The sequence below is a fragment of the Leucobacter sp. USHLN154 genome (genome assembly GCF_037145595.1).
Lineage (GTDB): Bacteria > Actinomycetota > Actinomycetes > Actinomycetales > Microbacteriaceae > Leucobacter > Leucobacter alluvii.
The window spans coordinates 311160-330661 of record NZ_JBBCXF010000002.1; the positions used below are offsets into that span (position 1 = coordinate 311160).

The 19502-nt window shown below is 68.5% G+C and carries 15 protein-coding genes and 1 tRNA gene; 6 read left to right on the top strand and 10 right to left on the bottom strand.

Features of this window, described 5'->3' with window-relative positions; all coding sequences use genetic code 11:
• Positions 1-37 precede the first annotated feature (37 nt).
• On the bottom strand, positions 38-781 hold the full coding sequence (locus tag WFH23_RS05510; RefSeq protein WP_336661835.1) for a GntR family transcriptional regulator: 744 nt from the start codon (positions 779-781) through the stop codon (positions 38-40).
• Positions 782-947: 166 nt separating this feature from the next.
• On the opposite strand from WFH23_RS05510, the gene WFH23_RS05515 reads away from it, so the two are divergent.
• A complete protein-coding gene (locus WFH23_RS05515; protein ID WP_336661836.1) occupies positions 948-1964 on the top strand; it encodes an SIS domain-containing protein in 1017 nt (338 codons plus the stop codon).
• Between the two features lie 71 nt (positions 1965-2035).
• Here the strand turns inward: WFH23_RS05515 and WFH23_RS05520 are convergent, their stop codons facing one another.
• Positions 2036-3391 carry a nucleobase:cation symporter-2 family protein gene (locus WFH23_RS05520; protein ID WP_442918700.1) on the bottom strand — a complete coding sequence of 452 codons (1356 nt, stop codon included), beginning with the start codon at positions 3389-3391 and terminating at the stop codon, positions 2036-2038.
• 160 nt (positions 3392-3551) lie between these two features.
• Here WFH23_RS05520 and WFH23_RS05525 point away from each other — a divergent pair, with 160 nt between their 5' ends.
• Complete coding sequence (locus WFH23_RS05525) at positions 3552-5675, top strand: glycosyltransferase (protein WP_336661837.1); 2124 nt, start codon at positions 3552-3554, stop codon at positions 5673-5675.
• A complete protein-coding gene (locus WFH23_RS05530; RefSeq protein ID WP_336661838.1) occupies positions 5672-6976 on the top strand; it encodes a glycosyltransferase in 1305 nt (434 codons plus the stop codon). The genes WFH23_RS05525 and WFH23_RS05530 overlap by 4 nt, the downstream gene beginning before the upstream one ends.
• A gap of 117 nt (positions 6977-7093) precedes the next feature.
• Here the strand turns inward: WFH23_RS05530 and WFH23_RS05535 are convergent, their stop codons facing one another.
• The 4 genes from WFH23_RS05535 to serS all read right to left on the bottom strand — a co-directional run bounded on the left by WFH23_RS05535 (position 7094) and on the right by serS (position 11363).
• Positions 7094-8710 carry a molybdopterin-dependent oxidoreductase gene (locus tag WFH23_RS05535; protein ID WP_336661839.1) on the bottom strand — a complete coding sequence of 539 codons (1617 nt, stop codon included), beginning with the start codon at positions 8708-8710 and terminating at the stop codon, positions 7094-7096.
• 357 nt (positions 8711-9067) lie between these two features.
• Positions 9068-9158: transfer RNA gene (locus tag WFH23_RS05540), tRNA-Ser, on the bottom strand.
• 56 nt (positions 9159-9214) lie between these two features.
• Positions 9215-10087 carry an HAD family hydrolase gene (locus WFH23_RS05545; protein ID WP_336661840.1) on the bottom strand — a complete coding sequence of 291 codons (873 nt, stop codon included), beginning with the start codon at positions 10085-10087 and terminating at the stop codon, positions 9215-9217.
• 4 nt (positions 10088-10091) lie between these two features.
• Positions 10092-11363, bottom strand: a complete 1272-nt coding sequence (gene serS, locus WFH23_RS05550) for a serine--tRNA ligase (protein WP_336661841.1) — start codon at positions 11361-11363, stop codon at positions 10092-10094.
• Positions 11364-11421: 58 nt separating this feature from the next.
• Between serS and WFH23_RS05555 the strand changes: the two genes are divergently transcribed.
• Complete coding sequence (locus tag WFH23_RS05555) at positions 11422-12420, top strand: diacylglycerol/lipid kinase family protein (protein WP_336661842.1); 999 nt, start codon at positions 11422-11424, stop codon at positions 12418-12420.
• Between the two features lie 3 nt (positions 12421-12423).
• Here WFH23_RS05555 and pheA read toward each other — a convergent pair whose 3' ends face one another.
• Entirely contained in the window at positions 12424-13383 is a 960-nt protein-coding gene (pheA, locus tag WFH23_RS05560) for a prephenate dehydratase (protein ID WP_336661843.1), read from the bottom strand.
• A gap of 19 nt (positions 13384-13402) precedes the next feature.
• Positions 13403-15043 (bottom strand): phosphoglucomutase (alpha-D-glucose-1,6-bisphosphate-dependent), encoded by a 1641-nt coding sequence (gene pgm, locus WFH23_RS05565; protein WP_336661844.1) that lies wholly within the window; start codon positions 15041-15043, stop codon positions 13403-13405.
• Between the two features lie 276 nt (positions 15044-15319).
• On the opposite strand from pgm, the gene WFH23_RS05570 reads away from it, so the two are divergent.
• On the top strand, positions 15320-16108 hold the full coding sequence (locus WFH23_RS05570; RefSeq protein ID WP_336661845.1) for an HAD-IIA family hydrolase: 789 nt from the start codon (positions 15320-15322) through the stop codon (positions 16106-16108).
• Between the two features lie 296 nt (positions 16109-16404).
• Here the strand turns inward: WFH23_RS05570 and soxR are convergent, their stop codons facing one another.
• Positions 16405-16926 (bottom strand): redox-sensitive transcriptional activator SoxR, encoded by a 522-nt coding sequence (gene soxR, locus WFH23_RS05575; RefSeq protein ID WP_336661846.1) that lies wholly within the window; start codon positions 16924-16926, stop codon positions 16405-16407.
• Positions 16927-17000: 74 nt separating this feature from the next.
• On the opposite strand from soxR, the gene WFH23_RS05580 reads away from it, so the two are divergent.
• Positions 17001-18467 carry an MFS transporter gene (locus WFH23_RS05580; RefSeq protein WP_336661847.1) on the top strand — a complete coding sequence of 489 codons (1467 nt, stop codon included), beginning with the start codon at positions 17001-17003 and terminating at the stop codon, positions 18465-18467.
• Between the two features lie 207 nt (positions 18468-18674).
• Here WFH23_RS05580 and WFH23_RS05585 read toward each other — a convergent pair whose 3' ends face one another.
• On the bottom strand, positions 18675-19451 hold the full coding sequence (locus WFH23_RS05585; protein WP_090152535.1) for a sulfite exporter TauE/SafE family protein: 777 nt from the start codon (positions 19449-19451) through the stop codon (positions 18675-18677).
• Positions 19452-19502: the final 51 nt, after the last annotated feature.

The window sequence follows — 19502 nt, forward strand, 5'->3', positions numbered from 1 at the left end:
ACAGCTGAACAGCTGAACAGCTCGAGGGTCAGCGCGACTATCGCTGGCGCAGCACCGTGAACGATATCTCGCTCCCGCGATGGTAGTCCTTCGCGTGCAGCACGCGGCGCCCGGAGATGCTGAGTCCCACCTCGGTGACCAGCAGCCACGGTCCCATGCCGGAGAGATTGAACTGCGCTTCCCAGTCGGCCGGCAGTTCCACCGCTGAGAGGGTCGCGAGCGCGGTCTGCACGTACTCCCCGTGCGCGGCGAGGGCCGCGGTCAACGAACCGCCCCAGTCCCGATGCTCGATCGGACCGGGGAGGAGCTCTCTGGGTACGATGTTCTCGCTCACCACGAGCGGGCGGTCGTCTCCGAAGCGAATCCTCACGAGCCGGATCACAGGCGCACCGATCTCGACTTCGAGGGCAGCGGCCGCTTCGGCGTCCGCCTCCGCTTCAGAGACGCTCAGCACGGCACTCGTCACGCGGTAGCCGCGTGCGGTGAGCACCTCGGTGATGCTCTCGTACTTCGTCACCGGCCGCTCGACGCGCAGTCCGCCGGAAGCGGAGAGAAAGCGCCCCTGCCCCTGCACCGCGACGACGATGCCGCTCTGCTCGAGCTGACGAAATGCCTCCCGTACCGTGGAGCGGGACGTCTTCAGGCGGTCGGTCAGGGCCGCCTCGGTCGGGAGACGCTCGCCCGGCCGAAGGGCGAGCTCGTCGATGAGCGCGGTGATCTGCGATCGAGTGCGGTCGACGGCACTCTCCCGAGCCCCGCTTCCCGCGGTCGTGTCGGACAAGGCTCCTCCTCTGACAGAACATGCTCGGCGGCCCAATGGTGCGCCGCGCATCTCCGCTTCAGCTTAACGAGATTGCGCATCGCATGGAGAATGCGGAGCTTGCGCGGATGTTGTTGCACTTCTAGATTAGTTGTCAGACAATGAACTACATCAACAGACAGGAGCAATGATGCTGAAGTTCGATCCCGAGTCCTATCTCGCCGTGCAGCGCGGAGCCGTCGCGCTCGCCCCCGAGATCCGCACCGCCGTGCGCGCCTGGCTCGACGACGGAGGCAGGAATCTGTTCTTCATGGGCGCAGGTGGAGTGAACTTCCTCATGCTGCCGGCGGCTCGCCTCCTGCAGACCCGATCCACCCTCCCGGTGCACATCGAGATGAGCGCCGAGATCGTGCACTCCGGCAGTGCGCACCTCGGTCCCGGATCACTCGCCGTCTTCCCCTCGGTCTCAGGCACCACGAAGGAGGCGGTGGCCGCGCTTCGATTCGCCCGGTCGCGCGGCGCGACGATCCTGAGCCTCACCTCTCACCCGTCCACCCCGATCGCGGAACTCGCCGACATCGCATTCTCCAACGCTTGCGCCGATCCGACCTCGAGCGAGAACTTCCACCTGCAGTCGCTGCTGCTCGCACTCGCCATCATGGATGCCCGGGGCGAACTCGACGACTACGACGCCGTCGTGGCAGAGCTGCGCCGACTCCCCGATCTCCTGGTCGCGGCGAAGCAGGCCTTCGAGGCGCGCGCCGAAGCGCTCGCGATCGAGATCGCCGACGAACAGCATCACATCATGACGAGCGCGGGCGGCTCCTGGTTCGAGGCGATGTATTACGGCATGTGCATTCTCGAAGAGATGCAGTGGATCTGGACCCGCCCCGTGCACGCGTCGGACTTCTTCCACGGCACCCTGGAACTTCTGGAGTCAGACACGAGCGTGTTCATCCTCAAGGGCGAGGACGAGCAACGACCATTGACGGATCGAGTCGAGCGCTTCGCACGCACGGTGACCGAACGCGTCAGAGTCATCGACACGCTCGATTTCGAACTCCCCGGACTCAGCCCGCGTGTGCGGGCGCTCGTCTCACCGATCGTGCTCGCCGCCGTGCTCGAACGCCTGAGCACGCACTTGGAGCGCGTGCGCGGCCACGACCTCACGATCCGCAGGTACTACAAGAAGGGAGACTTCTGAGCGGCACCACCACCGTGCCGAACCCGAGGGTTACAGCCGCAGCACTCAGCGCACGCAGCCGCAGCAGCCGGTCAGGCGGTCGTCGGCGCCGCCTCGGACTCGACGGGACGGCGCTTCCGCCCGATCTCGTTGAACAGCAGGTTCAGCAGTACCGCGGCGATCGCGGCCGAGCTGATCCCCGAGTGGAAGATCGTGCTGAACCAGGAGGGGAACTGATCGAAGAAGTCGGGTGCGACGACCGGGATGCACCCGATGGCGAGTGATGCCGCGACGATCAAGAAGTTGAAGTTGTTCTCGTACTGCACCTTGCTCAAGGTGCGGATGCCCGACGCGGCGACCGTGCCGAAGAGCAGAATGCCCGCCCCACCGAGTACGGCCATCGGCAGGGTGGCGACGACGCGGCCGAGCACGGGCAGCAGGCCGAGAACGAGCAGGATCCCGCCTCCCGTCGCGACGACGAATCGGCTTTTCACGCCGGTGATCGCGACGAGCCCGACGTTCTGGGCGAACGCGCTCTGCGTGAACGTGTTGAAGACGGGGGCGACGACGCTCGACAGCATGTCGGCGCGGAGTCCGTCCGCGATGCGACGCGAGTCGACTCTCGATCCGGTGATCTGCCCGACGGCGAGCATGTCGGCCGTCGTCTCGGTGAGGATCACGAGCACGACGATGACCATCGAGATGATTCCGCTGATCTCGAAGACGGGCAGCCCGAAGGCGAAGGGCTGCGGAATCGCGAAGATCGCTCCGTCACCGACCGACGAGAAGTCGGTCTTGCCCGCGATGAAGGCGATGACCGTGCCCAGCGCGAGGGCGAGCAGGATCGCCATCCGGTTGATACCGAAGGCTCGCACGCGAGAGAGCACGAGCGCGATGAGCAGCGTGGCCCCGGCGAGCGCGATGTTCCCCACACTGCCGTAGTCGTCGGCGGTCGCCGATCCTCCCATCGCCCAGCGCGCCGCGACGGGAATGAGGGAGATGCCGATCGTGGTGATCACGACGCCGGTGACCACGGGCGGGAAGAACCGCACGATCCTCGCGAAGAAGGGTGCGATCAGGAGGCCGATGGCGGCGGCGCCGAGCACCGCTCCGAACACGGCTGGCATGCCGCCGCCGCCTCCGACGATGGCGACGAGAGTCGCGACCGAGGCGAAGGAGGTGCCCTGCACGAGCGGGAGCTGACTGCCGAAGAACGGGAGGCCGATGGTCTGCAGGATCGTCGCGAGCCCTCCGATGAAGAGGCAGCTCGCGATGAGCACGCCGATCTCCGTGCTCGACAGGCCCGCGGCGGTGCCGATGATGAGCGGTGGGGCGATGATGCCGCCGTACATGCTCAGCACGTGCTGCATGCCGTGGGCGAGGTTCTTCGTCCAGTGCAGTCGTTCGTCCTCGGGACGAGGAGCTCTGCGGGAGATTCGCGTATTCACAGCCGATGACTCAACTCTCGGTAGAGACTGATGCAGAGACGGAGCCGATGCCGCTTCCTTACCCGTCAGATGATGACCTACCGCGACAATAGCTTAGAATTTGTGTAAAACACATCTAAGCTTAAAATCTAAGCAATTATCGACAGGACGTGGGTGCGGCATGACAGTGGAATCGCTGCTGCGAACGATGCGCGAAACGGGCAGTCTCACCCAGGTGCTCATGGCGTCCGAACGGCTCTCCGACGCGGCGCGAGACGAGCCGACGTCCGTCGATGCCCTGACCGCGGCGATCGAGGGCGAAGATCAGGCCGTCGCAATCGCGGCATTGCACGCCGTCGCGCACATCGAGCACGACGGGCCCGACCCCCACGGAGCTGCCGGTGCGGCCGACGCGGTACTGGCAGAAGCACTGCGCGATCCTCGAGCGTTCATGCGCGCGCACGCAGCCTGGGGCGCCGCGCGGCGGCGCACGCACCTCCCCTCCATCGCCCCGCTCGTCGCCCTGCTGACTGCGGGAGGTCTGGACGGCATGCTCGCTCAACGAGCGCTGGAGGCCTGGTGCATCGACGCGAGCGACGCGATCGTCGACCATCTGACCGTCGCACTCCAGACGCGATCGGACGCACCCGTGCGACGCCGGTTGACGGAAACCCTCGGGCTCATGAGCGGCCCGAGCGCGATCGCAGCACTCGAGAGCATCGCACTCGATACCGGCGAGGCCGACGCAGTGCGCGAAGCCGCACGAGACGCGCTTGACGACGCCCGACGAGGCGACGCCGCACCTCGCGCAACCACACCCGTGGACCCGGGCGCAGACGAAGCGCTGACCGTCGCCCAGCTCTTCCTCGGCGCCGACATCGACTCCGGCCTGCGCACCGTGGGGAGCGGCAACAACGGGGGCATCGCCACACTCCTGGTCCGGCTCGGCGATGCGCTCCTGGCCGGCAGCGATGCGGGTGCAGAAGCGCACTCCGAGAACCCCGCCATCGGCCGTGTACTCACGATCTCCCGAGGCGGTGACGCGGCGGCCGACGGCGATGCGAAGGCCGCCCCGGACGGTCACGCCTACTCGCAGATCGGGCTCCCCGTCGCCGTCACGCGCGCCGAAGACGCCTGGTCGAACTACGTCGCCGCGCGACGCGGCATCGCCCGGGCACTGGCCGCGCACGGCACCGTCCACGCGATCCACCTGCGCATGGCCGACGTGGGAACGCTCGCGGCATGGGATGTCGCTCGTGCAGCCGGGATACCGGTGATCTTCACCGCTGCGCCCGATCCTCACGCGCTCATCGAATCATTGGAGCTCGCAGGCGCCCTCACACGCGAGAACTTCGGAGATCACGACGCGCAGGATCGCTACTGGTTCCGAGCCCAACTCGTCCGAGAGCTCGCGGAAGCCGCCGCGCACACCGTGCTCATGCCGCGCGAGCACCTGCAGGCCGACCTGCAGCGTCTCGTCGGAATCGACATCGACGACCCCGCACAGTACACGCCCGTCGCCGAGGGGATCGACGTGTCCGTCATCGACGCCGCCGTTGCCGAGGCCCGCGCAGCCGCGGCGGGTGCGCCTGCCGGCACCGCACTGCGGGAGCTCACCGGCCTGCTCGAGGAGCTTCCGCCGCACCGCCGCGGCCTCCCACTCCTCATCAGTGTGGGACGCCTGCACCGCGTCAAGGGCATGTCGACGATCGTCGACGCCTGGGCCGACCCCGCACTGCAGGAGCGCTGCAACCTGCTGATCGTGGGAGGCAACCTCGCGCGTCCATCAGCCGACGAAGCCGACCAGCTCGCGCTGATCGACGCCGTGGTGGACCCGCAGGCGCGCGCAGCGCGCGGCCTGCTCATCGTTGGGCACCGCCCGAATCAGGTCGCCGCCCAGTGGATCGCCGCCGCCCGCTTCGGCGTTCCGGGACTCGCCGCGCCGCACGGCGTGTACGTCTGCGGCAGCATGAAGGAGGAATTCGGTCTGGCGATCCTCGAGGCCATGGCCGCAGGGCTCTTCGTCATCGCCCCGCGCCGCGGCGGCCCGGCGACGTACATCGAGCCGAGACGCACCGGGATCCTCACTGACACGACGGACGCCGGGTGCCTGCGAGCCGCGATCGTGGAGGGACTCGGCCTGGCTGCGGAGCGCCCCGACGATCGCGCCGCCGCATCGCGCACGCTCGTATCCGACCGATTCTCCATTCACACGATGGCCCGCACGCTCGCGGGCATCTACGCAACAGCTCATCGACGTCGCACTGCTGCTGGGCTCCCCAGAGACTTGGAAACGAACGCATGACCCTCCTCATCATCAGTCCCGACTACGCATCGCACCTGTACCCCCTGGCAGCCATCGGCCAGGCCTGGCGGGATCACGGGCACCGCGTCGTCGTCGCCACAGGCCCGGCGACGGCGCCCATCGTGCGGTCATTCGACTACGAGCACGTGCCGCTGAGTCTCGGCAAGGGATCCAACCCCGGAACGATTCGCGCCGAGCAGCAGCCGAAAGGTGAGGACGACGTGCTGCGCGGCTTCTTCGATGCGACCCGCGCCGGGATGATCGAGACGCTCGCCTTCCAGGCGCGTGCGCGGCTGCACGACCTCATGTGGCAGCCCGTCCAAACCGCGCGCCGTGTGCTCGACATCGTCGCGGAGGTGCAGCCCGACGAGATCGTGGTGGATCACCTCGCATTCAGCGCGCGACTCGCCCTGCGATCGGCCGGCATCGACTCCATCGACATGGTGCTGGGGCACCCGACGGCGCTGCCGCTGCCCGCGTTTGGCGAGCTCTACGGATACCCGTCGGCGTGGCCTCGGGCGTTCTCGCCGAGCGCGCACGAACTCGATGCGCTTCGCGAACTCTGCTCCCGTGTCAGCGCGTCGTTCACCGCTGAGTGGAACCACGCGCTCGCGGAATTGGATCCTGCACTGCCCCCCTCGCACGAGGCGTTCGCCGAGCACGGCGACTTCTTGGTCTTCAACTATCCGGCAGAGCTCGTGCCCGAGGAGCGCCGCGAGATACTGCCGCCGCACACCTTCATCGGCTCGTCACTGCGACCAGAACAGCCCGACGCCGCAGTGCAGCGTTGGCTCGATGCGAGCGCCGAGCCCTTCGTGTACGTGAGCTTCGGCAGCTTCCTGTCGGTGCGGGGCGACGTCCTGCGGAAGATCGTCGAAGCGCTGCGCCTGCTCGGCGTGCGGGCGGCGATCGCCCACGGCTCGTCGGATGTCGACTCACTCGGGGAGCTGCCCGCCGACTGGCTCGTGCAGGAGTTCCTGCCGCAGGTGACGCTGCTCGAACGCGCGGCAGGCGCGGTGTCGCACGGCGGCAACAACAGCGTGACCGAGTCCTTCTCGTTCGGCACTCCGCTTGTGGTGCTCCCCTTCTCCACCGACCAGTTCGCCGGCGCCGAAGCGCTCGAGCGGGCCGGGCTCGCCGAGGTGCTCGCACCGAACGAGGCGACCGTGCCCGAGCTGCAAGAGGCGATCGCGTCGATGCTCACGCGGCGTCCGCCGCGTCGCACGCTCCCCGAGGCGCTTGCCGATAGCCGCCGCAGCGCCGAGGCGGCGTACGGCGCGCGCCAGGTGGTGCGCGCCTAGCGACGTCGTGGCGCTCAGCGACCGTTCAGCCCAGGAGATAGATCCAGACATTTTCCGCGCCCTGCTCCACTGGCTCGACGGCGCGAACAGCAAGAGCTGACGGTGAGGAGGTGACGGTCAGGCGCTGACCGTCAGGAGTACCCGCTGCCAACCGCTCGACCCGTCGGGGGCAATCGGCGTGCGCTCCTCGGTCTGGGTCTCGCCGTTCTTGTTGATGGCCCGCACCTCGACGTAATGGGTTCCGGCGGTGGCCTCCCACGGCATCATCCACTGCACCCACGTGTCGGAGTTGATGGGATTCGAGAGGGTGGCGGACTGCCAGTCGCCGTCGTCGATTCGCACCTCGACGCGATCGATGCCGACGGTCTGGGCCCACGCGACGCCCGCAACGGCGACTGTGCCCGCCACGACCGGCTTACCGGTACGAGGCGTGTCGATGCGCGAGGCGAACTTGATGGGCGCTTGCGCGGCGTATCCGCGAGGTGTCCAGTACGCCTCGTCGGCGTCGAACGTCGTGACTTTCAACTCGGTGACCCACTTGGTCGCCGAGACGTAGCCGTACAGGCCGGGCACGACCATGCGCACGGGGAAGCCGTGCTCAAGGGGCAGCGGCTCGCCGTTCATCGCGACAGCGAAGATCGCGTCGAGCCCGTCGTCGGTGAGTGATTCGAGCGGGGTGGATGCCGTGTAGCCGTCGACGCTGCGCGAGAGCACCATGTCGGCTCCTGCTTGAGGCCCCGCCATCTTCAGGATGTCGCGGATGGGGACGCCCTGCCAGATCGCGTTGCCGACGAGCCCGCCGCCGACCTCGTTCGAGACGCACGTAAGCGTGACCGAATACTCGTCGAGCCCCATGCCGACGAGATCGTCGAAACTCAGCTCCACCCGCTCGCGGACCATCCCGTCGATCACGAGCCGCCATGTGGTGGGATCGACCGCGGGCACCGTCAAAGCCGTGTCGACGCGGTAGAAGTCGGCGTTGGGGGTGATGAGCGGTGACAGACCATCAACCTCGAACTCGGCACCTTGAGGGATCGTGACGGTCGTCCGCGGCTCAGGCAGCCGCAACTCGCGGCGGGCGGCGTCAATGGAAGCGCTCGTGGCGTTGAGCATGCGAGCCCCGATCCCGACAACCACGGCCGACAGGCCCACAGCGCCAGTGACGATCAAAAACGACCGGCGGCCGACCTCGCGTGCTGCGGGTGTCTCGGCGTCAGGCGGCCCGGTCCGAGCCGCGGAACCCGCGACGACGTCACCCGACCACACGCGCAGCCGGGTAATGAGCAGGATGAGCACGGCGCAGCCGACTAAGGTTCCCAGGACCGGCGGGGCGGCGGCGAGCACCGATGCACCGGAACGAGTGACGGTCGCGGCAGTCGAGAGCGCTCCGGCGATGACGAGGACGACGAGCCCGAACGGGCGCGCGAAGAACTGCAGGATGCCGCCGATCGCGGCGGCGACGGCGACCGCCAGGCCGAGACTGCAGAGCAGAACGACCTTGTCGGCTTCGCCGAAGGTCGCGATTGCGAACTCTTTGATGGGTTGCGGCACGATGTCGATCACGAACGACCCGACCGCGAGGATCGGGCTGCTCTCAGGGGCGACGAGCAGAGTGACGAGTTCGGCGACGGCGAGGAACGCCGCAGCGCTCACAATGCCGGCGAGCGCGCTCCAAAGGGCCCAGACCCCGCGGCGGTTCTTCGACTTGGTCGTTGGTGCCGTCGATTTCGCCATCATCGTCGCCTCTCGATCGGCAGATCATTTTTGCCCTGCACAGTGTGTTCGTCGCCGAGCACGCAACGGATGGAATTTCCGCCGCGCACGGTATTCCAAGAACGCACCGACCAGGCGAGAGGGGACGCTGCGCGGTACACCCTCGCCGTGACGGCACGTTCTCAGCGTCGGATGCCGCTCGGACTCCAGATACTGCTCACGAGTCGATACCCGCGCGTACCCAACGACGTCGACCATCTGACGCCCTCTTCGTGAGCATCCCAGACCACTTTTTCGACGCCTTGGACGCCGCCGTCGCGGAGTAGTCCCTGAAGCGAGAATCCTCCCGACCGGAACTCGGTCGGGAGGATTCACTGGTGGCGGAGGGTAGGGGATTTGAACCCCTGACTGGGGGTTACCCAGTGCTTGTTTTCAAGACAAGTTCCTTCGGCCGCTCGGACAACCCTCCGCGAACGAGCTTAGCAAACGGGGCGCGGCCAGAATGACGGCGAAGCGCGCCGCGAGCTATCGGATCACGGGGAAGCGATCGCGCAGCGCGGCGAGCAGACCGACCTCGTCGATCGTGCCGGTGACGCGACTGGCGACTGCCCGCACATCGTCGACGGCCTGGCCCATGGCGACCGCGTCACCGCGCTTCGCAGCCCACTGCAGCATCTCGATGTCGTTGCGCCCGTCACCCGCCGCGAAGACGCGCGATCCGTCGATCCCCAGGTGCGAGGCGACGACCTCGAGCGCGCTCGCCTTGGTGACCCCGTGGGGGGCGATGTCGAGCCACGACGTGCTGCCGACCGCGTACGACACGTGCGTCAGCCCGAGCGTGTTCACCACGTCGAGGAACTCCTCGAGCCGATGGTCGGGCGAGACGACGACGACGCGCGACGCCTGCACGCCGAGCAGCTGCTCGAACGGCACCCGCCGCTGCCGCGACGGCAGCGTGCCCGTGGGGATGTCGTCGGTGTACAGGAATCCGCCGTCTGCGAGTTCCACCGCGAAACGCGCCGTCACGAGCTGCGTGCGGATCTTCCGCAGGGCATCGCTCGGGTCGAAGGCTTCGACGAACTCGCGTCGGTACGCCCGGTGGGCGAGCGGGTCGCGACGCAGCGTCACCGCGCCGTTCGCCGAGACCACCCACTCGGGGCGGATCCCGAGCCGCTCGACGATGGGCAGCGTCGCGTCGACCGAGCGCCCGGTCGCGAAGACGACCTCATGCCCCATCTCATGGAGGGCGAGGATCGCGTCGGCCAGGTCGGGGTCGATGTGACCGCCGGCGGAATCGTCCCCAGCGCCCGCGCCGAACCCGTGGTTGAGCACGGTCCCGTCGATGTCGAGCGCGATGAGGTGCCGTTCATCGGCGGAGATGCGAGGCGCGGCACTCATCGGCTCACACCCCCGCGATCGGTGTGAGCACGTCGAGTCCGCCGAGGTACGGGCGGAGCGCCTCCGGCACGATGACGCTGCCGTCGGCCTGCTGGTGCGTTTCGAGGATCGCGACGATCCATCGCGTGGTGGCGAGCGTACCGTTCAGCGTCGCCACCGCAGCGGTCTTGCCGCTTTCCGTGCGGTAGCGGGTCGACAGCCGGCGCGACTGGTACGTGGTGCAATTGCTCGTCGAGGTGAGCTCCCGGTACGCGTCTTGCGTCGGCACCCAGGCCTCGATGTCGAACTTGCGCGCAGCGCTCGAGCCCAGATCACCTGCGGCGACGTCGATCACGCGGTAGTGCAGGCCGAGCGCCTGGAGGATCTCCTCCTGCCAGCCCACGAGCCGATCATGCTCAGCTTCCGCCTCTGCGGGGTCGGCGTAGACGAACATCTCCAGCTTGTTGAACTGATGCACGCGCAGGATCCCGCGCGTATCCTTGCCGTGCGAACCGGCCTCGCTGCGGTAGCACGTCGACCACCCGGCGTACCGGATCGGGCCGGCAGAGACGTCGATGATCTCGTCGGAGTGGTAGCCGGCCAGTGCGACCTCGCTCGTGCCGGTGAGGTACAGATCCTGCGCGGGAAGGTGGTACACCTCGTCCGCGTGCTCCCCCAGGAATCCGGTGCCCTGCATGATCTCGGGCTTGACCAGCGTCGGGGTGATGAGCGGCGTGAATCCGTGCTGCAGGGCGCGATCGAGGGCCATGTTCATGAGCGCCAGTTCGAGCCGTGCGCCGACGCCGCGCAAGAAGTAGAAGCGCGCGCCCGACACCTTGGCGCCGCGCTCCATGTCGATCGCCCCGAGCATCTCGCCCAGTTCGAGGTGGTCGCGCGGTGCGAAGTCGAAGGTCGGCTGCTCGCCCACCTCGCGCAGCGTGACGAAGTTCTCCTCGCCGCCCGCCGGCACGCCGTCGATGACCAGGTTCTCGATGCGCAGCGAGATCGCATCGAATTCGGCTTCCGCCGCCTTCGCGCGAGCGTCGGCCGCCTTGACCGAAGCGGCGAGCTGCTGGGCCTGCTGAATCAGTGCCGGCTTCTCGTCTTTGGAGGCCGCCTTCACGCGCTTGCCGAACTCGTTCTGCTCGGCGCGCAGCGTCTCGAACTCTCCGAGCGCGGCTCGGCGAGTCGCGTCGGCGGCGAGCGCCTCATCTACCACCGCCTCGTCATTTCCTCGAGCGCGCTGCGAGCGCTTCACGGCTTCGGGATCGTTGCGGAGGAGGACTGGATCGATCACGCGCTCCAGCTTACCCGCGCCCAGCATCAGAACTGCTGCCCGCCGTTACGCTGGACGCATGCCAGATACCCGCTCGCACCACATTCCGTGGGCGGCGGTCGTGTATCAGCCGTTCAAGACCGACCTCTCGGCACTGCGAGCGGCCGTCGCGCAGCAGGAGCAGGCCTCCGGGTGGGGTGCAGCCCGGTGGTACGAGACCAGCGCGGAGGATGCGGGCGTCTCGGCGGCTCGCCGAGCGGTCGACGACGGCGCGAATGTCGTGCTCGCGAGCGGCGGCGACGGAACGATTCGGGCAGTGGCCGAGGCGCTCAGGGGCAGCGGGGTTCCGGTCGCCGTCGTCCCGCAGGGCACGGGCAACCTGCTCGCGAGGAATCTCGGCGCCCCGCTGAATCGCCTCGACGATGTCGTGCGTGCCGCGTTCACCGGGCGCAACCGACCGATCGACCTCGGCATCGTGCGCATCGTGCGAGAGGACGAGTCGGAGAGCGAGCACGTCTTCCTCGTGCTCGCCGGGATGGGCCTCGACGCGCGCGCCATCTCGGCGACGAAGTCAACGTTGAAGAAGCGGCTCGGGTGGCTGGCCTACGTCGACGCCGGCGTGCGCACCATGATCTCCGACCGACCGCTGCAGATCCACTACTCCATCGACCGTTCGCCGGTGCGGCCGTTGTCGGTCTACACGGTGATGATCGGCAACTGCGGGTTGATGCCGGGAGGCGTGCTGCTGATCCCCGACGCCCAGCTCGACGACGGCAAGCTCGATGTCGTCGCCCTCCACCCGCTCGGCGCGTTCTCGTGGCTGCGCATCTGGCGCAAGATCGGATGGGAGAACGGGGTGCTGCGCCGCTCGCGCACGGGGCGGAAGATCATCGATCTCGTGCGCGACACACGGAGCGTCTCGTACATGCGCGCCGAACGCTATGCGCTCGCGGTGGCGGAGCCGGAGCCCGTGCAGCTCGACGGCGACGATTTCGGGTTCGCGCTCACCGTGAGCGGCGAGGTGGACCCGGGATCGCTCATCGTGCGCGTGCTGCCCGAGTGGCAGGCGCGCGCGTAGGCGTCACGCCTCGCCGTCGCGGGTGCCCTCGATCACTCCGCGCAGCCAATCCCGCGCATCCCGGAACGTGTCGTCGTCGTGCAGGTCGCGGATGGTCGCCGCAACCCGGTCGGCGCGCGGGTACGAACCCAAGAACGAGACCTTCGGGCTAAAGCGCTTCACGCCGAGCAGCGCGTCGGCGACGCGCTCATCCTTGACGTGCCCTTCAGCGTCGATCACGAAGCGGTACCGGCCCATGCGATCCCCGATCGGACGCGATGCGAGCAGCGTGAGGTTCACGCCGCGCGCTGCGAACTGCTCGAGCAGATCGAGCAGAGCGCCCGGCCGATCCTCCGGCAGTTCCACCATGAGCGACGTCTTGTCGGCTCCGGTGGGCTCCCCCACCGGCACGCTGCGGCTCACGAGCACGAAGCGCGTCACCGCGTCGGGGTTCTCGGCGATGCCCTCCGCGAGCACCTCGACGTCGTAGTGCGCCTCGATGCCGGGCGGCGCGATCGCGGCGTCGACGCCCTTCGTCGGGTCGAAGAGGTCGGCGGCGGCCTGCACGTTCGACGTCGCCACCAGGTGGCGATGCGTGGGCGCCGCTCCGTCGAGCCATACGCGGCACTGCCCGTACGCGACCGGGTGCCCGGCGACGACGCTGACGTCGGAGAGCGCGGTTCCCGGCCTCGCCACGAGCACGAAGCGCACCGGCACGAGGTATTCGCCGATGATGCGGAGGCCGGGGATCGTGGCGAGCGCATCCTGCGCGACGGTGACTCCGCCGTCGATCGAGTTCTCAATGGCGATCATCGCCGCGTCGCTGGCGCCCCTGACGACATCGTTCAGCGCCTCGCCGAGGTTGTCGACCGGGTTCCAGACCTGCCCCTCGGCCTCCGGCACCTGCCGCAGCGCCGCCTCGGTGAACGTTCCAGCCGGCCCCAGGTAGGAGTACCGGCGGGGGGCTGCTGAGGCGTGCGACATGCCTCTTAGCGTACCGGCGTCAGTCGGAGAGCACGCGCCCGACCAGCGCCTGCGCGGCTGCCTGCACCTCCGCGAGATGCTCGGCGCCGCGGAAGGACTCCGCGTAGATCTTCATGACGTCCTCGGTGCCGGAGGGTCGGGCAGCGAACCACGCGTGCTCCGTCTGCACTGTGAGCCCCCCGATCGGCGCACCGTTGCCGGGAGCCTCGGTGAGGATCGCCGTGATGCGATCCCCCGCGAGCTCGGTGTCGGTGACGTCGTCGGGCGATAGCGCACCGAGCCGGGCCTTCTGCTCGGGAGTCGCCGCCGCGTCGACGCGCGCGTATGCCGGTTCGCCGAACTGCGCAGTGAGTTCTCGGTAGCGCTCTGACGGGGACTGCCCCGTCACCGCCTGGATCTCGGCGGCGAGCAGTGCGAGCAGGATGCCGTCTTTGTCGGTGCTCCACGCGCTGCCGTCGAAGCAGAGGAATGAGGCGCCAGCACTCTCCTCGCCGCCGAAGACGACGCTCCCGTCGGCGAGCCCCGGCACGAACCATTTGAAGCCGACCGGAACCTCGAGCAGGTCGCGGCCCTGGGCGGCGACGACGCGATCGATGATGCCGGAGGAGACGAGCGTCTTGCCGATGCCCGCCTCGGCAGACCAGTCGGGGCGGTGCCCGAGCAGGTAGTCGATGGCGACGGCGAGGTAGTGGTTGGGGTTCATCAAGCCGTCGCTCGTGACGATGCCGTGACGGTCGGCATCCGCATCGTTGCCCGCGATGATGGCGAACGGGCCGCGGTGCTCGTCGACCGTCGACATGACGTTGGCCGACGACGGATCCATGCGGATCTTGCCGTCCCAGTCGAGATGCATGAAGCCCCACTGCGGGTCGACGCCCGGGCCGAGCACGGTGAGCTCGATGCCGAGTCGATCGCGGATCGCCGCCCAGTAGGCCACGCTCGCCCCGCCCAGCGGGTGCACGGCGAGCGGCACCTTCGCGGCGCGGATCGCGTCGAGGTCGATCGCCTCGCCGAGGGTGTCGACGTAGGCGTTCACGAAGTCGTACCGCTCGACGGCGGCGACCGCTCCCGCGTCCGCGCGCGCGATGTCGGCGCCGGCCTCGAGCAACTCGTTCGCCCGAGCTGCGATCCAACCGGTCGCGTCGCTGTCCGCCGGGCCGCCGTGGGGCGGGTTGTATTTGAACCCGCCGTCGCTCGGCGGGTTGTGGCTGGGGGTGACCACGATGCCGTCGGCTCGGCCGGCGTCATCGGCGTCGCGACCGCGGTTGTGGCGCAGGATCGCATGGCTCAGCGCTGGTGTCGGCACGAAGGCCGCGTCGCCGTCGCCCGCAGCGGCGATCACGCGCACGCCGGCCGCGAGCAGCACCTCGATGGCGGTGCGCTGGGCGGGCGCCGAGAGCGCGTGGGTGTCTGCGCCGATGAACAGCGGGCCGTCGATGCCCTGCGCGGCTCGGTACTCCGCGATCGCCGCGCTGATCGCAGCGATGTGCGCCTCGTTGAAGGAGGCGGCGAGCGCCGAGCCGCGGTGACCGGACGTGCCGAACACGACGCGCTGCGCCGGGTTCGCGGGATCAGGGACGATCTCCGTGTACGCCGCGAGCAGCGCGTCGACGTCGATCAGGTCTTCGGGGCGGGCGGGCGTGCCGGCTCGTTCGTGCATGCTTCCAGTGTGCCAGGCGCCCGGCTGGCGCGGGGCGGGCTTGACGCGCGCCCGGCTAAGTCTCGTGCCGCGTTCGAACGCCCGGCGATCCGCACAGGCCCTTCTCCCTCGCCCCACCCCTATCCATCAAGAGATCGGCGAAACAAAGTCGGTGCAAACGTCTCTCATGAACGGACTTTCTGTCGCATCTCTGGGCATCGGGGAGGGCGGACCGGGAGCGGGAGCGGGAGTGCGCCGCGAAACTGCCTGTTCACACGTGCGAGATACGCTGTGGGCATGACTCAGAACGAACCGCACCCTCGCCGCGCTGAGATCGAATGCTGGCTCACCGATATGGACGGCGTGCTGGTGCACGAGAACCGCGCCGTTCCCGGCGCCGCCGACCTCATCAAGCACTGGCGCGAGAACGAGATCCCCTACCTCGTGCTCACGAACAACTCCATCTTCACCGCACGCGACCTCAGTGCCCGTCTCGCCGCCTCGGGAATCTCGGTGCCCGAGGACCGCATCTGGACGAGCGCGCTCGCCACGGCCGCCTTCTTGAAGCAGCAACAGCCCGGCGGCTCGGCGTTCGTGATCGGCGAGGCCGGGATCCTCACCGCGCTGCACGATGCGGGCTACGTCATGACCGAATCGAACCCCGACTTCGTGGTGGTCGGCGAGACCCGCAATTACTCGTTCGAGGCGATCACGAAGGCGATCCGGCTCATCATCAAGGGCGCTCGCTTCATCTCGACCAATCCCGACGCGACCGGGCCGAGCCACGAAGGGCCCCTTCCCGCAACGGGAGCGATCAACGCGCTCATCACGAAGGCGACGGGCAAGCACCCCTACATCATCGGCAAGCCGAACCCGATGATGTTCCGCTCGGCTCTCAACCAGATCGGCGCCCACTCGCACAACACCGGCATGATCGGCGACCGCATGGACACCGACGTGGTGGCCGGCATCGAGGCGGGCCTGCACACGGTGCTCGTGATGACCGGCATCTCGGACCGCGCAGAGATCGAGCGCTTCCCGTTCCGCCCCGACGAGGTGCTCGGCTCGGTCGCCGACCTGCTGTAGACGCTGTTACCCCTTTCTCTTCTCCCCCTCCCCCGTGCGAGCGGGGTCACTCTTCGTGCGTGTCGGCGGTGCAACACGCACGAAGAGTGACCCCGCTGCAGAGGGCAGTGGTGGCAGTGGGCAGTGGTGCCACGGCCCAGTCCACCCAGCCTGACCCAGCCCAGCCCAGCCCCGCCCAGCGAGGCGGGTCACTTCGGGAGCGTGTCGGAGTTGTGACCGGCCGCGACACCCTCCCGAAGTGACCCGGCTACCGGCCGGACGGGCGGGCGGGCGGCTACCGGGCGGGCGCGGGGCGGCTACGGCGCCGGCGGGGCCCCGGCGGCGGGTGCGACGGGATCGAGCGATTTCGGGTCGATCTCGGGGAGCAGGCGCGGGCCCGGTCCGTCGACGGACAGCGCGTCTCCGGGATTGAAGACCCGACAGGTACCGAGTGACAGGCATCCGCAACCGATGCAGCCCGTGAGTTCGCGCTCCATGCGTTCGATCTCGAGCCTGCGCGCTTCGAGCTTGCCGCGCCAGTGCTCGCTGATGCGCTCCCAATCGCGTCGACTCGGCATGCGGTCCGCCGGCAGGCTGGAGAGTTCCTCTGCGACTTCGGCGAGCGGCACCCCCATGCGGGCCGCCACCCGGATGATGGCGATGCGGCGCAGCACGTGTCGTGCGTAGCGGCGCTGGTTGCCCGCGGTCCGCACGCTGCTGATGAGGCCCTCGCGCTCGTAGAAGTGGAGTGCTGAGACGGCTACTCCCGTGCGCGCGGCCACCTCGCCGACGGAGAGCAGGTCGGTCGGTGCACGCGTCACGGGCTCGGATTCAGGCATCTTCCCTCCCACCAGCAGTCGACACCACATCGACCACTTGACCTCAACCTTAGTTCAGGTTTTACGGTACAGGAATGCCGAATCACACCGCTGACCTCCCGATCATCGCAACCGATGCCGCCGCCCAGGGGCGCGGCCGCCTCCGCAGCGGGCGACCGCCGAGGCCGGGGAGCTGGAGCGAGTTGTTCAGCCCAGGCCACCTCCCGGCCGCCCTCGTTCTCGCGGGCGGCGTCGCACTGTACGCGACGAACGTCTACGTGACAGCCGCGCTTCTGCCATCCGCGGTGGACGAATTCGGGGGCGCTCAGTACTTCGCGTGGGCAGCGACCGTGTTTCTCACCGCCTCAGTCATCTCATCGATGCTCGTGACGCGCACCGTCGCCCGCTCGGGTGCGGCGAGAGCGTACGTCGGGGCGTTCGCGGTGTTCGCCCTGGGCACGCTCATCAACATGCTCGCACCATCCATGGAGCTGCTGCTCGTCGGGCGCACCGTGCAGGGCCTCGGCGGCGGCCTGCTCGCGGGCCTCGGGTACGCGGTGATCCGCACGGCGCTGCCCGAGCGGCTGTGGACACGAGCTGCGGGCCTCGTCTCCGCGATGTGGGGCGTCGGCAATCTTCTCGGGCCGGCCCTCGGAGGGCTCTTCGCGCAGATCGGACTCTGGCGAGGGGCGTTCGCGACGATGGCTCTGCTCGCCCTCGTTCTCGCCTGGGTGTCGCGCAACGCGGTTCCGGGTGGCGCCGAGCAGACGGGGGAGGTTCCGTCGGTGCCGGTGCTCTCGCTCGCGCTCCTCGCATCGACGGCGGCCGCGTTCAGCGTCGCATCGGTGCTGCCCCGCGGTGCGAGCACGGTCGCGTGCCTGGCGGCCGCAGTGCTCCTGCTGTTCGCCTTCGTGCTCCGTGAACGATTCGGCGCGACGACGGTGCTGCCGAAGCTCACGTACCGACGCGGCAATGCGCTGAAGTGGGTGTATCTCGCGCTCGGGCTCTTGAGCGCCGGGGCGATGACCGAGGCCTTCATTCCGCTGTTCGGACAGGAACTCGCCGGCCTGCCACCGCTCCTCGCCGGCTTCCTCGGTGCGTCGCTCTCCGTCGGGTGGACCGCCGCGCAACTCTGCAGCGTCAACATCGAGTCACAGCGCGGCCGAAACGCGGTCATGCTGCTCGGCCCGGCGATCCTCGCCGCCGGACTCTTCGGCTACGCAGCTCTCGTCACTCCTGAAGCCGGCGCCTGGCTCGTCGTGGCCTGGGCGGCTGTGCTGTTCGCAGCCGGAAGTGGCATCGGCATGGCATTCCCCCATCTCAGCGTCGCGGCGATGCGCAGCACCGATGACCCGGTCGAGGGCGGGAAGGCGGCGGCCGGTGTCAGCACCACGCAGCTCATCGCCAACGCCGTATCGTCGTCCGTCGTCGGCATGCTCGTCGTGGCTGGCGGCCCGACCGCGGCGGGTTCGGCTCAGACGATGGCCGTCGGGATCGGGATCGTCGCCGTGCTCGGTGCGGCGTGCGCTCTCCAGGCGATTCGCGGACGCGCCACGCGATGAGACGGGCGCTCTTCGGGCGCTTTTCGGGCGGCGAGCGGGGTCACTCTTCGTGCGTGTCGGCGGTGCAACACGCACGAAGAGTGACCCCGCTGCCACGCGCGCGCCGAGGCGGGTCACTTGCGGAGGGTGTTGCTGTCGCGCACCGCTGCGACACCCTCCGAGAGTGACCCCGCTCGCAGCGGCAGCGGGGCGGAGCGCGCCGGGGCGCTACTTCTTCTTGCGGAGCTTGCGCACCAGCATCTGGATGAGGATGAAGACGAGGTAGATCGAGAAGGCCACGTTGCCCCAGAAGGGGTCGATCAGCACGGCGAAGAGGTTGCCGACCGGCACGAAGACGCACGCGCCGAGCCCCACGATCGCCGCAGCGCGCAGGTCGACGTTCTGCCTGCGGAAGTTGCCGATGGTGCCCGAGATCGATCCGGGAATCATCATGAAGAGCGAGGTTCCCTTCGCGATGAGGTCGCTCGAGCTGAAGAAGAACATGAGCACGGGCACGACGACGACGCCGCCGCCGACGCCGAGCAGGCCCGACAGCACACCCGTGATGAAGCCGGTCACGATGAGCATGATCACCGTCAACACGGAGATCTCGATCTCGTCACCGCGCTGCGGCACGACGAACCAGAGACTCACGATCACGATCGCGAGGAAGCCCATGAACCCCCACTGGATCGCGCCGACCGGCAGTTTCGCGAGCAGCGCGGCGCCCAGCTGCGCCCCGGCAACGATGCCGACGGCGAGGCAGGCGCCGGCGATCCAGTCGACGTGGCCCTGCAGCCCGTAGGTCGTCGCACCGACGATCGCGGTGGGCAGGATCGCCGCTACCGACGTTCCGGCCGAGAGCTTCTGGGGCATGCTCAACCAGAGCGCGAGTGCGGGCACGATGATGGTGCCGCCGCCGATTCCGAAGAGCCCGGACAGAATGCCGCCGGCGATGCCGACGAGGAGGAGCGGGAGAAATCCGGGGCGGACAATCTGGTTCATGTGCTGCTTTCTCGCTGAAGCTGGTGCTGAGAGTTCGTGTGGGACGCGCGC

Coding starts and splice junctions, on each gene's coding strand:
- WFH23_RS05515 (WP_336661836.1), top strand. CDS start 948: ATGATGCTGAAGTTCGATCCCGAGTCCTATCTCGCCGTGCAGCGCGGA.
- WFH23_RS05525 (WP_336661837.1), top strand. CDS start 3,552: ATGACAGTGGAATCGCTGCTGCGAACGATGCGCGAAACGGGCAGTCTC.
- WFH23_RS05530 (WP_336661838.1), top strand. CDS start 5,672: ATGACCCTCCTCATCATCAGTCCCGACTACGCATCGCACCTGTACCCC.
- WFH23_RS05535 (WP_336661839.1), bottom strand. CDS start 8,710: ATGGCGAAATCGACGGCACCAACGACCAAGTCGAAGAACCGCCGCGGG.
- WFH23_RS05545 (WP_336661840.1), bottom strand. CDS start 10,087: ATGAGTGCCGCGCCTCGCATCTCCGCCGATGAACGGCACCTCATCGCG.
- WFH23_RS05555 (WP_336661842.1), top strand. CDS start 11,422: ATGCCAGATACCCGCTCGCACCACATTCCGTGGGCGGCGGTCGTGTAT.
- pheA (WP_336661843.1), bottom strand. CDS start 13,383: ATGTCGCACGCCTCAGCAGCCCCCCGCCGGTACTCCTACCTGGGGCCG.
- pgm (WP_336661844.1), bottom strand. CDS start 15,043: ATGCACGAACGAGCCGGCACGCCCGCCCGCCCCGAAGACCTGATCGAC.
- WFH23_RS05570 (WP_336661845.1), top strand. CDS start 15,320: ATGACTCAGAACGAACCGCACCCTCGCCGCGCTGAGATCGAATGCTGG.
- soxR (WP_336661846.1), bottom strand. CDS start 16,926: ATGCCTGAATCCGAGCCCGTGACGCGTGCACCGACCGACCTGCTCTCC.
- WFH23_RS05580 (WP_336661847.1), top strand. CDS start 17,001: ATGCCGAATCACACCGCTGACCTCCCGATCATCGCAACCGATGCCGCC.
- WFH23_RS05585 (WP_090152535.1), bottom strand. CDS start 19,451: ATGAACCAGATTGTCCGCCCCGGATTTCTCCCGCTCCTCCTCGTCGGC.